Annotated in this window: 15 protein-coding genes; 2 read left to right on the forward strand and 13 right to left on the reverse strand. The window is 37.0% G+C overall.

Annotation, left to right across the window (positions count from 1 at the left end; translation table 11 throughout):
* Positions 1–21 precede the first annotated feature (21 nt).
* The 10 genes from ABVM49_RS12665 to ABVM49_RS12710 all read right to left on the reverse strand — a co-directional run bounded on the left by ABVM49_RS12665 (position 22) and on the right by ABVM49_RS12710 (position 9,027).
* Positions 22–921, reverse strand: coding sequence for a Ppx/GppA phosphatase family protein (locus ABVM49_RS12665; RefSeq protein WP_405202251.1), 900 nt, complete (start codon positions 919–921; stop codon positions 22–24).
* Positions 921–2,987, reverse strand: coding sequence for a polyphosphate kinase 1 (ppk1, locus tag ABVM49_RS12670; RefSeq protein WP_375252690.1), 2,067 nt, complete (start codon positions 2,985–2,987; stop codon positions 921–923). The genes ABVM49_RS12665 and ppk1 overlap by 1 nt, the downstream gene beginning before the upstream one ends.
* A 1-nt stretch (position 2,988) precedes the next feature.
* The gene (locus ABVM49_RS12675) at positions 2,989–3,471 is read right to left on the reverse strand and encodes a SixA phosphatase family protein (protein WP_405202252.1); all 483 of its coding nucleotides are present in this window, start codon (positions 3,469–3,471) and stop codon (positions 2,989–2,991) included.
* A gap of 1 nt (position 3,472) precedes the next feature.
* On the reverse strand, positions 3,473–4,117 hold the full coding sequence (gene pdxH, locus ABVM49_RS12680; protein WP_405202253.1) for a pyridoxamine 5'-phosphate oxidase: 645 nt from the start codon (positions 4,115–4,117) through the stop codon (positions 3,473–3,475).
* Positions 4,118–4,168: 51 nt separating this feature from the next.
* Positions 4,169–4,585, reverse strand: coding sequence for a hypothetical protein (locus tag ABVM49_RS12685; protein WP_148305625.1), 417 nt, complete (start codon positions 4,583–4,585; stop codon positions 4,169–4,171).
* Positions 4,586–4,593: 8 nt separating this feature from the next.
* Positions 4,594–5,511 (reverse strand): ribonuclease Z, encoded by a 918-nt coding sequence (locus tag ABVM49_RS12690; protein ID WP_405202254.1) that lies wholly within the window; start codon positions 5,509–5,511, stop codon positions 4,594–4,596.
* 11 nt (positions 5,512–5,522) lie between these two features.
* A complete protein-coding gene (locus ABVM49_RS12695; protein WP_021779258.1) occupies positions 5,523–5,858 on the reverse strand; it encodes a hypothetical protein in 336 nt (111 codons plus the stop codon).
* The gene (locus ABVM49_RS12700) at positions 5,858–6,787 is read right to left on the reverse strand and encodes an aspartate carbamoyltransferase catalytic subunit (protein WP_405202255.1); all 930 of its coding nucleotides are present in this window, start codon (positions 6,785–6,787) and stop codon (positions 5,858–5,860) included. Before ABVM49_RS12700 ends, ABVM49_RS12695 begins: the two co-directional genes overlap by 1 nt.
* Before the next feature lie 9 nt (positions 6,788–6,796).
* On the reverse strand, positions 6,797–7,336 hold the full coding sequence (pyrR, locus tag ABVM49_RS12705) for a bifunctional pyr operon transcriptional regulator/uracil phosphoribosyltransferase PyrR (RefSeq protein WP_021779260.1): 540 nt from the start codon (positions 7,334–7,336) through the stop codon (positions 6,797–6,799).
* Between the two features lie 203 nt (positions 7,337–7,539).
* Positions 7,540–9,027 (reverse strand): hypothetical protein, encoded by a 1,488-nt coding sequence (locus ABVM49_RS12710; RefSeq protein ID WP_405202256.1) that lies wholly within the window; start codon positions 9,025–9,027, stop codon positions 7,540–7,542.
* A 480-nt stretch (positions 9,028–9,507) separates the two neighbouring features.
* Here ABVM49_RS12710 and ABVM49_RS12715 point away from each other — a divergent pair, with 480 nt between their 5' ends.
* Positions 9,508–11,202, forward strand: a complete 1,695-nt coding sequence (locus tag ABVM49_RS12715) for an alpha-glucosidase (RefSeq protein ID WP_405202257.1) — start codon at positions 9,508–9,510, stop codon at positions 11,200–11,202.
* On the opposite strand, the gene ABVM49_RS12720 is transcribed toward ABVM49_RS12715, so the two are convergent.
* Genes ABVM49_RS12720 through ABVM49_RS12730 form a run of 3 tightly spaced genes read right to left on the reverse strand, consistent with a single transcriptional unit; the run spans position 11,199 to position 13,097 of the window.
* Positions 11,199–11,816 (reverse strand): LysE family translocator, encoded by a 618-nt coding sequence (locus ABVM49_RS12720; protein ID WP_405202258.1) that lies wholly within the window; start codon positions 11,814–11,816, stop codon positions 11,199–11,201. The two genes, ABVM49_RS12715 and ABVM49_RS12720, sit on opposite strands and share 4 nt — an antisense overlap.
* A gap of 48 nt (positions 11,817–11,864) precedes the next feature.
* Entirely contained in the window at positions 11,865–12,026 is a 162-nt protein-coding gene (locus ABVM49_RS12725) for a hypothetical protein (protein WP_405202259.1), read from the reverse strand.
* 36 nt (positions 12,027–12,062) lie between these two features.
* Positions 12,063–13,097: a quinone-dependent dihydroorotate dehydrogenase gene (locus tag ABVM49_RS12730; RefSeq protein ID WP_405202260.1), complete on the reverse strand. Its 1,035-nt coding sequence runs from the start codon at positions 13,095–13,097 to the stop codon at positions 12,063–12,065.
* A 107-nt stretch (positions 13,098–13,204) separates the two neighbouring features.
* On the opposite strand from ABVM49_RS12730, the gene pepT reads away from it, so the two are divergent.
* Positions 13,205–14,446 (forward strand): peptidase T, encoded by a 1,242-nt coding sequence (gene pepT / locus ABVM49_RS12735; RefSeq protein WP_405202261.1) that lies wholly within the window; start codon positions 13,205–13,207, stop codon positions 14,444–14,446.
* The last annotated feature ends 8 nt before the right edge of the window (positions 14,447–14,454 follow it).

Consider the following 14,454-nt stretch of genomic DNA (forward strand, 5'->3'; position numbering starts at 1 on the left):
GACAAATATACATTATTTATACTATGTCAACATTTTTTTTGAAAGATATAAACTTTTGATAATACCATCTGCAAGACCAATTTTTGGGACTATAATTTGTTTTGCTTTTGATGACTTCATTGCTTGTAGGTATATTCTTAAGGCAGGTATTATAACGTCTGCACGGTCTGGGTTGAGCTGTAAATCTATCACACGTTGCTCGTAACTCATCGCACTTAAGTCCTTGTATAATTGTGATAAGAATAAATATGATAAGGTTTTACCTGGCTTCTTTGTACTTAGCTTAAACACTTTATTAATATTTCCACCAGAGCCTATAAGATCGATATGGCTAAAATCTTTACAGTGCTGGTGTATCCAGTTTTTAAACACATCCCAATCTTCTGAAGAAACTAGATCATTAAGCAGCCTTACTGTTCCAATTTTAAAAGACTTTGAGGCCACAACTTCTCCCATATGGTAAATGGTTATCTCTGTGCTCCCACCTCCTACATCCACATAAATATAAGTTCTATCTTCTTTAATGAAACTTTGAAGATCTGTAGCGGCAATGATTTGTGCTTCTTCTTCACCATCTATAATCTCTATATTTATATCTGTTGTTTCTTTTATTTTTTTCGCGAAAGCGTGACCATTTTTTGCATCTCTCATCGCACTTGTAGCGCAAGCACGATACTGCTTTACCTCGTGAGCATTCATTAACAATCTAAAGGCTTTCATTGCATCTTCCATACGCTTTTGATTTTTTAATGATATTTCTCCATTAATAAAAACGTCTTCTCCTAGCCTTATGGGGACACGCACAAGGGCATTTTTTCTAAATAGTGTAGGCCCGTTTTCTTGTTCTATAACATTTGCAACGAGCAATCTTATTGCGTTAGACCCTATGTCTATTGCAGCGTATTTTGATATGTTAAGCACTATAGGTCTTTAAGTTTATTTACATAATACTCATAAGTGGCAAATTGTGATCTCACAAAAGGTAAATCATCTTTTTTGTACCTATTATCCATTTGCTTATTAAGTACACGCGCTTTTACATTATCGCTCCAAGATATCTCGTGGGTATCTATAATTTCTTGCTTTATATCTTCATCATATATAGGTACTGAGACCTCTACTCTATTATCTAGATTACGACTCATCCAGTCTGATGATGATAGGAAAACCTTTTCTTCTCCAGGTATACCAAAGATATATACACGTGGATGCTCTAAAAATTTATCTATAATACTTATGATTTCTATGTTTTCACTCATACCGGGTACTCCTGGAATGAGGCAGCATATACCACGCACTATCATTTGTATTTTTACACCAGCTTGACTAGCTTCATATAGCTTATCTATAATGTCATAGTTTGAGATACTGTTGAGCTTAAGTCTTATGAGACCTTCTCCTCCATTTTGAACAATCTCTATTTGCTCTTGAATGAGTTTATACATTCTAGTACGTGAGTAATGAGGAGATACTACTAAATGTTTGTACTTATTTACGATATAATTTGTGTCGAAAAAGTTAAAGAGTTTTGAGAGGTCTTTAAGTATTTCTTTATTTGCTGTAAACAGTGTGTAATCTGTATATATACGCGCCGTAGCGTGGTTAAAATTACCAGTACTTATAAAGCCGTAACGCACAATTTTACCCTCTTCTTCACGCTCAATCACACATACTTTACTGTGTACTTTGAGACCAGGCACGCCAAATATGAGTCTTACACCTTCGTTTTGCATCTTTTTTGCATAACGCATATTTGACTCCTCGTCAAATCTCGCTCTAAGCTCAATCTGCACGGTTACTTCTTTTCCATTTTGAGCAGCGTTTATCAATGCGCTCGCTATACTTGAGAGCTTTGCAAGCCTATAAATGGTGATTTTTATAGATCTCACTTTGGGGTCTAGAGCAGCTTCTCTAAGGAACTTGATGGTATATGAAAAGCTCTGATAAGGAGTATATTGTAAAAAGTCTTTTTTTGCAACAATAGAGAATAAGTTATCTTCTAGAGTGATACCAGGTATAGGAAGAGGTTTTACACTAGGATAATAAAGCTCTTGCCTTCCAAAGGCAGGAAAATTCATATAATCTTTACGGTTATGATAACGCCCGCCGGGTATAATACTATCCTTACGTTTTATACCTAGTTTATTGAGTAAGAATTGCAGTGTCTCTTCTTCTATAGTTTTATCAAATACAAAACGTACAGGCTCTCCATCTTCTCTTCCTTTTACACTACGAGTAAGTTTCTCTAAAAAACTTTTACCAAGATCTGACTCAATATCTAGCTCTGCATCACGCGTTATTTTAATCATATGTGCAGTAATGCTGTCATATTCAAAAATGCTAAAAATGGTATCTAGGTTATAACGAATCAAATCATCAAGAATCATTATATAATCTTTACCATCTACCTGCGGTAATACTACAAAACGATCTAATGTACTAGGTATCTCAAGCAGTGCATATAGCGGCTTTTGCTCTTCTGTAAGGTTCATTTTTACCATTAGGTAAGCATCAAGATCTTGTATACGTGGCAATTCTAAATCCTCACGCAATATGATAGTCTCTACCGCAAGGGCTACTTTATCTGTAAAAAAGTCTTTTATAAATTCCTTATGCTCAGGAAGTGTCACCTCCTCCTCAGTAAGCATATAAATATTTTGTTCTTCTAGCTTTTTGTAAATATCTTCTAGAATCTCGAGACTTTCAGTCTGTTGCTCAATAACAATCTCGGTTATTTTACCTAGCAACTCTTCGGCAGAGTATACTCCTAGTGCTTTTCTACCCGTCTTACCTGCATCTACAATCCTACGTACAGTGGCATATCGCACTTTAAAAAACTCGTCTAAGTTATTTGAAAAAATCCCTAAAAACCTAAAGCGTTCTATAAGCGGTACACTCTCGTCTGCTGCTTCTTGCAATACACGTGCGTTAAACTGTAACCAGCTTAGTTCTCTATTTATATACCTATTTTCTTTAGTCTGCGTCATTTTAAAGTTCTTTTGGAGCCTTATGATAAATTGTCTTTCCGGGTATTAAATCTTGCCAACTATGAATCTCAAATGTGATAGCCGTAAAGGCTGCAGTAGCTACATTATCTACTCGTAAATCACCATAGGAATTTACAAAATTTGTCATTGCATTATTATGACCAAAAACCATAAGTGTATCTACCTCATCACCTACACTCTTTATAACCTCAACCAGATCACGTCCCTCAAAATCGTACATTTTATGATTAAGTATAATCTCTGTATCTGGAATTGTAAATGCCTTTGCAAAAAACACTGCAGTAGTCTTTGCTCTTAAGGCGTCACTACTCATTAAAAGATCTGGCTTAGGCATTGTAGCCGCAATATGTGCAGCCATTTTTGGTCCATCTTCAAGGCCGCGCTCATTAAGCGGTCGCTCGTGGTCTATTACATCAAATTTCCAACTTGACTTTGCGTGTCTTACAAGGTATAGTGTTTTCATATCAAGGGGCTAGTCGCTCTATTATCCAGTTATCACCTTCTTTACGATAGCGCACACGGTCGTGTAATCTACTAGGTCTACCTTGCCAGAACTCAACTGTAACTGGCTTTATGATGTAACCACCCCAATGTGAGGGACGCTGTACATCTTGATTTTTATATTTCGCTTTAAGCGAAATCATCTTTTCCTCAAGAACAGATCTATCTTTTATAACGGTGCTTTGGTCTGAAACTAAAGCCCCAAGCTTACTGTCTTTAGGTCTATTATTAAAATATGCATCCGAACGAGCGTCCGAAACTTTTTCTATATCGCCTTTAATGATAACTTGTCTCTCTAAATTAGGCCAAAAGAAAGAAACCCCCACTTTAGGGTGCTGTGCGATACTCACTCCTTTCTCACTCGTGTAGTTTGTGTAGAATACAAAACCCTGCTGGTCATATTCTTTAAGAAGTACAATTCTTGATTTTGGAAAACCGTCATCACCTAGTGTGGCAATCGTCATCGCGTTAGGCTCTGCAACACCTCCAGCTTCTTCTACCTCTTTAAACCAAGTTTTAAATTGATCTATAGGATGTTGTGCGACGTTTTCTATAAGTAACTCGCCTTTTTCGTATGATTTTCTGTAGTCGTGTAAGTCTCTGTTCATTGTAGTAAATGTACAAAGACCGCTATAAAATTAAAAGTGGAAGCAGGAGTATTATTTCCTCATAAACCCTTTCTTTATCAAGAGTTTTCTCACCTTATCATTGTGCTTTCTAATACGGGTAAATTCTTCATAGTCCATATCATCATCTTCAAAATCTTCTGCACCAAACTGCCCCTCAAAGTTCTCAAGCATTTCTACCTGATCTCTATCTATATTATACCTGCGGTGCTCAGTGTATCCATCTGCATTTAAAAAGTACTCACAGATATATTGATCTTCAAAAATGAAAACCTTAAACGCAATACTTATGCTATCCTTTACAGAGGTAGACCCGTAGGTTTTATTAACTTTTTTAAGACGTATATCTGGATTAACAAGAAACAGGTTACGAGGGATTAAACCATCAAAATGTACTTGTAATCTTGCTAAAATAGGTTTTGCTATTTTCTTTACTTCTTCTTCCATCATAATCTTTTTTAAAAGGTAAAATTCTTACCATCGTCACCTAGATGTACATTTTCAAAGTAGGGTGTGGCTTCTTTTATAAATTCTTGTAAATCACCATATCGTACAGAGTAGTGACCTAATATTAAATTTTTTACTCCAGCCATAGCTGCTATTTGAGCTGCTTGTGCTGCTGTACTGTGTCCAGTAGGTTTACACAAGTGTGCGTGACTTTCTAAAAATGTAGCCTCGTGATACAATGCTGTTGCCCCTTGTATTTGTGGAACAATTGCTTCATAATAAGCAGTATCACTACAATAAGCATAACTTTTAGGTTGTGGCGGATCAAAGGTGAGTTGTTCATTTTTTACAACTGTCCCGTTATCTAATGTGATGTCTCCTCCCTGCTTTATTTTATTATAATATGCACGATCTATATCTAATTTTAAACAAGCGGTTATGTCTAGCTTGCGCTCACCTAGTTTTTCTTCAAAATAAAAACCATTTGTATAGATGCGATGCTTGAGTGGTATAGTGGTTACCGTAATCTCTTCATTTTCTAAAATCACTTCTGGCTCCTTACTTGTTATTTCACGAAAGTGTAAGGGATAGCTTGTAAATCCTTTTGTGAGTTTTAATTGCAGTAAGATAAGCTCTTTTATACCCTTAGGGCCATAAATGGTAAGTGGTGCAGTACGTTTAAGTAAACTAAAAGTTGTTATCACGCCCATAAGACCAAAAAAATGGTCACCGTGCAGGTGTGATATAAAAATGTGTTTAATGCGGGCAAACTTAATCTTATTGCGTCGTAAGGCTACTTGAGTACCTTCACCACAGTCTATGAGAAATAGGTTATTGCGTATTTCTAAAACTTGAGAGGTGGGATTTTTATAACTACCTGGCGCTGCTGCATAACAACCTAAAATGGTAAGATGTAGATTGCTAGACATTATGACACTTTTTAAAATCCGAGGTCGCGCTCTATCTCTTCCATTGCGATAATATCTCCAGCCTCTTCTAGCGTAGGGACTACCACCATCTCATCTGGTACTAGATCATAATCTATACCTGTATTTACAATCACATAAGAGAGCTTACCACCACGCTGGTAGTTAGATAACTTTATAAACTGTACTAGCTGGTCTAGAGTGAGATTCTCATACTTTAATAAATCTATAACTAGATTTTTTTTATCGTAATGTAGTGGCACTATTTTCTCCAGATACATCGCAAAGTCTAACACGTCATCACGCTCGTCTCCTAGTATAGTGTATGTATCTTTTTCTGTAATTTTCATTATTGCTTAATTTTTGAAGCAAGTAAATAGATGACAGCCATCCTCACGGCTACCCCATTTTGTACTTGATCTAGAATAATAGCCTGGTCTGAGTCTGCAACATCACTGGTAATCTCTACACCTCTATTTATAGGACCTGGGTGCATTATTACAATTTCTTTATTAAGCGAGTTAAGCAGTTGTTTATTTACTCCATACTGCTGTGTGTACTCTCTAGTACTAGGGAAGTAACTTATGTCCATACGCTCGTTTTGTACTCTAAGCATATTTGCCACATCACACCACTCTAGTGCTTTTCTTAAATCTAGTTCTACCTCAACACCTAGTGACTCAACGTACTTAGGCATTAATGTTTTGGGCCCACAAACTTTTACATTTGCTCCTTGTAGCTTAAGGGCATAAATATTTGAGAGTGCTACTCTACTGTGTAAAATATCGCCCACTATAACCACGTTTTTTCCAGCAACATCACCTAGTTTCTCACGTATAGAGTAACTATCTAGTAGCGCTTGCGTAGGGTGCTCGTGTGCTCCATCTCCAGCGTTTACAATACTCGCCTTAATATGTTTTGATAAAAAGATACCTGCTCCAGGGTTAGGGTGACGCATTACCACCATATCTACCTTCATAGATAAGATGTTATTTACGGTATCTATAAGTGTTTCACCCTTCTTAACAGAAGAGGCTGCAGCAGAGAAGTTAATCACGTCTGCACTTAATCTCTTTTCGGCTAGCTCAAAAGAGAGCTTTGTACGGGTGCTGTTTTCAAAAAATAGATTTGCGATGGTAATATCACGCAAAGAAGGAACTTTTTTAATAGGTCTATTAATCACTTCCTTAAAATGATCTGCCGTTTTAAAAATAAGTTCAATATCTGCAGCGGTGATATATTTAATACCCAGCAAATGGTTGACACTAAGCTCACTCATACTCAAAAATTAGCTTTTTACAAGATATACGGTGTCTTCGCCTTCATTTTCTTTCCAGCACACCTTTACTTTTTCTTCGTTAATGGCATCTACCTGTCTCCCTTTGTAATCTGGTTGTATAGGTAGGTGTCGAGAGAACCTTCTATCTATAAGACATAGTAACTCTACCTCTTCTGGACGTCCAAAGCTTTGTACTGCAGTAAGAGCAGCATTAATGCTTCTACCTGTATAAAGAACGTCGTCTATAAAGACTACCTTTTTCTTTTCTACTACAAAATCAATCTTGGTCTTATTTGCTTCTAGCGTCTTCTCTGTTCTTCTAAAATCATCTCTATAAAAAGTGATATCAAGATAGCCTAGCCTTATTTCTTCTATGGCATATTCTTCTATTAATAACTTTTTAATACGTTCGGCTAGGTAGACACCTCTAGGCTGTATACCTATTAAAACGGTTTCTTTAAAATCTAGATGATTCTCAATGAGTTGACAAGCCAGACGATTGAGAATGATGTTGATCTCTGTCGCGTTAAGAAGTACTTTTTGGCTCATAGATATTTCCGAAATCTGTTCGGAGGACAAAGTTACATAATATTAAGGTTTACTGGTAGGGTTTGTTACGCTTTCGCGAAAGCGTACTCTGCAACCCCTTCTCTAAAAAAAGAAAGCACCACCATACGGTAGTGCTTTCACCATTTATATAATTATTAATTAATAATAACTACAATGTCTATAATGGCTTTATGTTTTTATGCTTAGAATCCAGCTTGTAATACTACAGAAGCGTTACCAGTTCCTGTTTGTGAAACTGTACTTGTGTTACCTGTACCTAACTGACCTACTAGTGACCCGTTAGACGTACCGTCTTGTAATACTGTAGATACGTTTCCTGTACCGAATTGAGCAGTTAATGCTCCATTACTATCTCCTGTTTGTGTTATACTAGAAGTGTTCATATCCCCTACTTGCAAAGTTACAGATAGGTTATTATTACCATTAATAGTTGTAAAACCATCATTATCATTTCCAAACTGTCCAATAACAGCTAGGTTACTATCTCCTTTAATGTAAACACCATCTCCTGGAAGAAAATCATCACCAGCATTGTTACGATCACCAGATTGTGTAAATAATACTGTGTTATTATTTCCACCATCTATATCTGTAAGAGCACTGTTATCATCACCTACTTGAGATATTGTTACAGAATTTGAATTACCAAAAACTTCTGTAACCGCATTATTACGATCACCTAACTGATCAATAACTGTAGTATTTACATCTCCGTTTATACGTAAGATAGAACGGTTATCATCTCCTGTTTGTGTAAGTACAGAGTTATTATCATCTCCTACTTGTCTAGATGAAGACACATTATCATCTCCTAAAACTGTTGCAAAGCTATTGTTATCATTACCAGTCTGGATAATTTCTGTAGTGTTATCATCTCCAGTTATATTTATCCCGTCACCTGGCAAGAAATCATCACCTGCATTATTACGATCTCCAGTTTGCGAAAAACTTGAAATGTTACGATCGCCATCTATAGCCGTAAGAGCACTGTTATCATCTCCAGATTGTGATACGCTTGTACTGTTACCAGTTCCTAAAACCTGTACAACAGTGTTATTTCTATCACCTACTTGGTCTACATCATTTAAATTACTATCACCATAAAACCTTGTAATAGCTCTGTTGTCATCTCCTTGCTGTAAAATGTTTGAATCATTTGAGTCTCCACTTTGTATGATAGTTGCTAGGTTATCATCACCATCTTGCGCTATAACATTCTCATTATTATCACCTAGTTGTTCTGCAGTAGCGATATTATCGTTAGATAATTGACCAGATGTTGCAGAATACTGGTTTATAACAGATTTATTGCCTCCTCCATCTTGCAGAAGAGTTGCTTCATTACGGCTACCTACACGTGTCACAGCACCGTTACTAGATACTTGACCTTGATTAATTCTAGAAGAGTTGTGACTTCCTGTTTGTAATACTTCAAAGTTGTTATCATCTCCACCTTGACTGTTTACGTTACGGTTGTTTCTACCTAGAGATACTACCTCTGCAGTATTATTGTCCCCCTTAGTAACTAGTTTGTTGTTGTTAATAGATCCTACTTGTAATACCCCAGAAAGGTTTGCATCTCCTACTTGCTCTACAGAGCTTACATTGTCTTGCGCTACAACTGTTGTAGCAAATACTAGCGCCGCAGCACTGATCATTAATTTTTTCATAGTTTAAAAAATTAGATTAATAATAAATGGTTAATAAATACAGTATCCTATGCTATTTTTTACAATAGTATGGTGTGCACAAACGTGCATATAATCAATCTATTACGGGGAGAGTGTTGAGATACAAACTAAAGGGGGAAGGCGTTTGCTCTTTATCAACATTGTAAAGCTAAAACAGAAAATTAAACAAAAAGTAAATTCTTACAATTTTTCGATAATGTGAGAAAATTCTTTTTCAACACCCGATTAAGCATAACGTTTTCAGTGTTTTACGAATTTAACATTAACTACTTTTAAAAAATATTAGCAATTTATTTCGAAGATTATTCTTACAAAATTTAATTAATAAAGTCTAGATTTGCTGTTTTTGTTTAACGCCTTGATTATCAAAACGCGAGCTTAGATGAAGAGAAGAACTTTTTACGCTTTCGCGAAAGCGTACAGATACCTAACTTCGTAACTCATCATATTTTACACATTATGTCGCAAACTAAAACCTGGTGGAAAGAAGGTATTGTATACCAGATTTACCCTAGATCCTTTAATGACACTACCGGAAATGGTATAGGAGATTTACGTGGTATTATAGAAAAACTAGATTATATAGCGAGTCTTGGTGTTACCATTATATGGCTAAACCCAATATATGACTCGCCAAATGATGATAATGGGTACGACATACGCGATTATCGCAAGATAATGGCAGAGTTTGGCACTATGGAAGATTTTGATGAGCTACTTTCTGGTATGAAAGAAAGAGGGTTACGTCTCATTATGGATCTTGTAGTTAATCACTCCAGTGATGAGCACAAGTGGTTTAAAGAGAGTAGATCTTCTAGAGATAATGCCTATCGAGATTACTTTCACTGGTGGCCCGCCGAAAAAGGAACACCGCCTAAAAGATGGAGCTACTTTGATGTAGAAGAAAATGCTTGGAAATATGATGAGCAAACAGATGCCTACTACCTGCACTACTTTGCCGTAAAGCAACCAGATCTCAAGTGGGAAAACCCAGCCGTGCGCAAGGAGGTATATGATATGATGCATTTCTGGTTTAAAAAAGGAGTAGATGGTTTCCGTATGGATGTTATTCCATTTATAAGTAAAGACACTAGCTATCCAGAGATTAATGCGACTGAGCCGCACGAGTATATTGCCTATTATGCAAATGGGCCTAAGGTACACGAGTATCTTAATGAACTTAATACAGAGGTAATCTCAAAATATGATGCATTTACCGTAGGTGAAGGTCCTGGCATAGCTATAGACCAAGCGCTAGATTTTGTGCACGAAGATCGCAAGGAGATGGATATGTTCTTTCATTTTGACTTGATGAGCTTAGATAGAGCTCCAGGCGAAGTTTTTAAAATGAGAGAAGGAGGATATAGTCTTGTAGAATTTAAAAAAGTATTTAGTGACTGGGATGCTGCTTTTCAAAAAGCTGGATGGGGCTCCTTATTTCTCGCAAACCACGACTTCCCGAGGTCAGTAAGCCGCTGGGGAAATGACAGTCCAGAACACTGGAAAAACAGTGCTACCCTGCTTCACACCTTTTTACTCACTATGCGAGGTACGCCTTACTTCTATCAAGGTGATGAGATAGGTATGACTAATGTATGCTTTACAGATATAGAAGATTATAGAGATATAAATACAATAAATAGATATAAAACTGTACAAAATCGAGGAGGCGATCTAGAAGCCTTTATGCAAAGTGAACAACACGCCGCTAGAGAAAATGCACGCACACCTATGCAATGGGATGCAAGCACAAATGCTGGATTTACAAGCGCAACACCCTGGATAAAAGTAAATCCAGATTATGAAGAAGGTGTAAATGTAGAAGCCCAGATAAAAACCAAGCACTCTGTTCTTTCTTATTTTAAAGAAATTACTGCATTTAGAAAAGCGCACCCGGCACTAGTATATGGAGATTATGAGTGCATACGCCCAGAGCACGACCGTGTATACTGTTATACAAGAACCCAAGAGGACCAGAGGTTCCTCATACTTCTCAATTTTTCTGACGAGGTGGAGCGATTCTCATTACCCTTATCATTAAGTTACAATAGAAAGATAAAACTCATCTCAAATGACAAAATACTTGATGATAAAACTTTTAAAGAATTCTTATTAAGACCTTGGCAAGCTATTGTATATAAATTAGAAAACTAGTAGTCTGATAGTACAAATATCGCAATACCAATAAATACAATAATTTGCAGCCATTTTAAGACAACCCCAGCTTTCTCACTGGTGCGAAGTATATGTGATATTTTACCAGCAACAACGGCTATACTTCCAAAAATCAAAAACGACTCTAACATAAATAGAAGACCTAACACATAAAATTGAAACACCGTATTACCCTCAGGATCCCAGAGAAAACCTGGAAAAAATGCTAGAAAAAATATAGTCACCTTGGGGTTAAGGATATTCATAAGTACGCCTTGTTTAAAGAGTTCGAGATATGTTTTCTTTGGCGCTCCTTCTGCTAGGTTTATGGTACTGTCGCTTTTAAATACTTTGTAAGCCAGATAGAGTAAGTAAATTGCCCCTACAATTTTTATAGCAAGAAACAGATAAGGAGAAGCTGCTATAATTGCAGAGAGTCCAAAGGCAACTAGCGTTGTATGCACAATGCAACCGGTAATAAGTCCTGCTGTAGTTGCCAGTCCAGATTTACTCCCATTTGCAATACTTTGAGTAAGTACATATATATTATCTGGTCCAGGTGAAAATGCTAGTAAGGCAGTTGCTGCAAGAAAGGCTAGTAAAGATGCTATCACAGATAGGTAGGTTTATAAAGCCCTAAAATAAGGAAAAAGCAAATACGATTACCACTGTCGTTCTTTCCACATTGTGTAAAAACCTAAAAATAGTAACAAGCCCGCAACTGCAAGTTTGAGCCATTGTGGTATAAATGCTGCCACATCTGGCTTCATTGCAAAAAGCATAACGGCAATGGAGGCAAAAATAAGTTTGTGAGAATTTCTCATAGTTGTAAACAAAAACTTGTAGACGAGAGTTGTGTATTAACCTTTCGCTAGTATTGCTTTATTTATGTCTTTTATGAGACTTGGCCCTTCATACACAAACCCCGTATACAATTGCACCAGCGAGGCACCAGCTTCTATTTTATCTAGCGCATCTTGCGCACTGTGTATACCACCTACCCCTATAATAGGAAATGATCTATTACTCTTATCTGCTAGATATTTTATAACTCTTGTAGAGCGATCTGTTACAGGTTTACCACTTAAACCACCGTTACCTATCTCTTCTAGCCTAGCATCTGTAGCTTTAAGTCCCTCACGATTTACAGATGTATTACTTGCTATTACACCATCTAGGCCTGTGTCATTTACAAGTTCCACAATCTCATCTAGCTGCTGGTCATTTAAGTCTGGTGCGATTTTAAGAACAATAGGGCGCTGTATTTCATAAGACGCATTTGCTTTTTGTACTGCTTGTATGAGCTCTTCTAGGTAATCCTTATCATTAAGTTTTGCGTGACTAGATACATTAGGACAACTTACATTAAGTACAAAATAATCTACCACGGGATGTAACTCGTGAAAACACGTAAGATAGTCTGCTGTATAATCTTTTGGGTCTGTGTCGGTGTTTTTGCCTATGTTCCCTCCTATTATAATAGAATTATTCTTTCTAGTCTTAAGACGCTTTGCTGCTTCTTTTACACCGCCATTGTTAAACCCCATTCTGTTTATGAGACCTTGATCTTCTTTTAGTCTAAAGAGGCGTTGCTTTGGGTTTCCTTCTTGAGCTCTAGGTGTAACCGTACCTATCTCTATAAAACCAAAACCAAGATCTCCTAGCTCATTAAAGAGTTTTGCATCTTTATCAAACCCTGCGGCAAGCCCTACGGGGTTTTTAAAGGTAAGACCTAATACTTTTCTCTCTAGGCGCTTATCTTCTACTTTACCCATATTATTGAGTATTCCAGAAAGTCCGAGTTTATGCAGGCGTTTTATCCATCTAAAGGTAAAATAGTGCACTTTTTCTGGATCAAAAGAAAATAGAATCGGGCGTATAAGAAGTTTGTACATTTCGGTGATTTCTGTGGTGCAAAAATACTCCAAAAAGAGGTATTTTTGAAGTAGAACTGAATGATGATTTTTACGCTTTCGCGAAAGCGCACTCATAACCACTCACAATGATAGATAAAGACGCACTACTCAAAAGATTTATAAGCTACATAACCACCTATACCGAAAGTGATCCCGCAAGTGACACAACCCCTAGTACTGAGTGCCAGTGGGACCTCGCAAGACAACTGCGTGATGAACTAGAAGCAATGGGGATGACAGAGGTTACTATAGATGAGAATGCATACGTAATGGCTACATTACCTAGCAATGTAGATTATGAGGTGCCAGTTATAGGGTTTGTCGCACACTTTGACACCACTCCAGATTTTACGGGTAAAGATGTAAAACCGCAAATATGGGAAAACTATGATGGAGGCGATCTTATGCTTAACAAGGAGCAGAATATTGTATTATCTGCAGATTATTTTGAAGATCTTAAACAATACAAAGGTCAAACTATTGTAACTACAGATGGTACTACCCTTCTAGGAGCAGATGATAAAGCTGGGATTACTGAGATTATGGAAGCAATGCAATACTTGCTGGCAAATCCTCAAATAAAACACGGTAAGATACGTGTAGGCTTTACCCCAGATGAAGAAATAGGCCGCGGAGCGCATAAATTTGATGTAGATAAATTTGGAGCCGCTTGGGCATATACGATGGACGGTAGCCAGATAGGTGAACTTGAGTATGAAAATTTTAATGCCGCAGGTGCTGTGGTTACCATAGAGGGCAAAATAGTTCATCCCGGTTATGCAAAAGGTAAGATGGTAAACAGTATGTATATCGCTACAGATTATATAAATAGCTTACCTAGACTAGAAACTCCAGAGCATACCTCAGATAGAGAAGGATTCTTTCACCTTCATAACATAGAAGGGAGTGTAGATAGCACAAAACTTGAGTACATCATAAGAGATCACGATAAAGGACATTTTGAAGCTCGCAAGGTTATGATGGTACAACTAGCAGATGAGCTTAATGCACAGCTAGAAAAAGAGCTCGTTACCGTTGAGGTAAAAGATCAATATTTTAATATGCGTGAAAAGGTAGAACCTGTAATGCACATTGTAGACATTGCAGAAGAAGCTATGAAGGCACTTGATATAGAGCCACTCATAAAACCTATACGTGGTGGTACAGATGGATCGCAACTATCTTTTATGGGACTACCTTGTCCTAATATTTTTGCTGGCGGTCATAACTTTCACGGTAGGTATGAATATGTTCCCGTAGAGAGTATGATGAAAGCCGTTGAGGTCATTGTAAAAATTGCAGAGCTTACCGCTCAAAAAAATGCATAACAGATAGC

Origin of the sequence: Dokdonia sp. LLG6352-1, from assembly GCF_045055815.1 — a bacterium.
Lineage (GTDB): Bacteria > Bacteroidota > Bacteroidia > Flavobacteriales > Flavobacteriaceae > Dokdonia > Dokdonia donghaensis.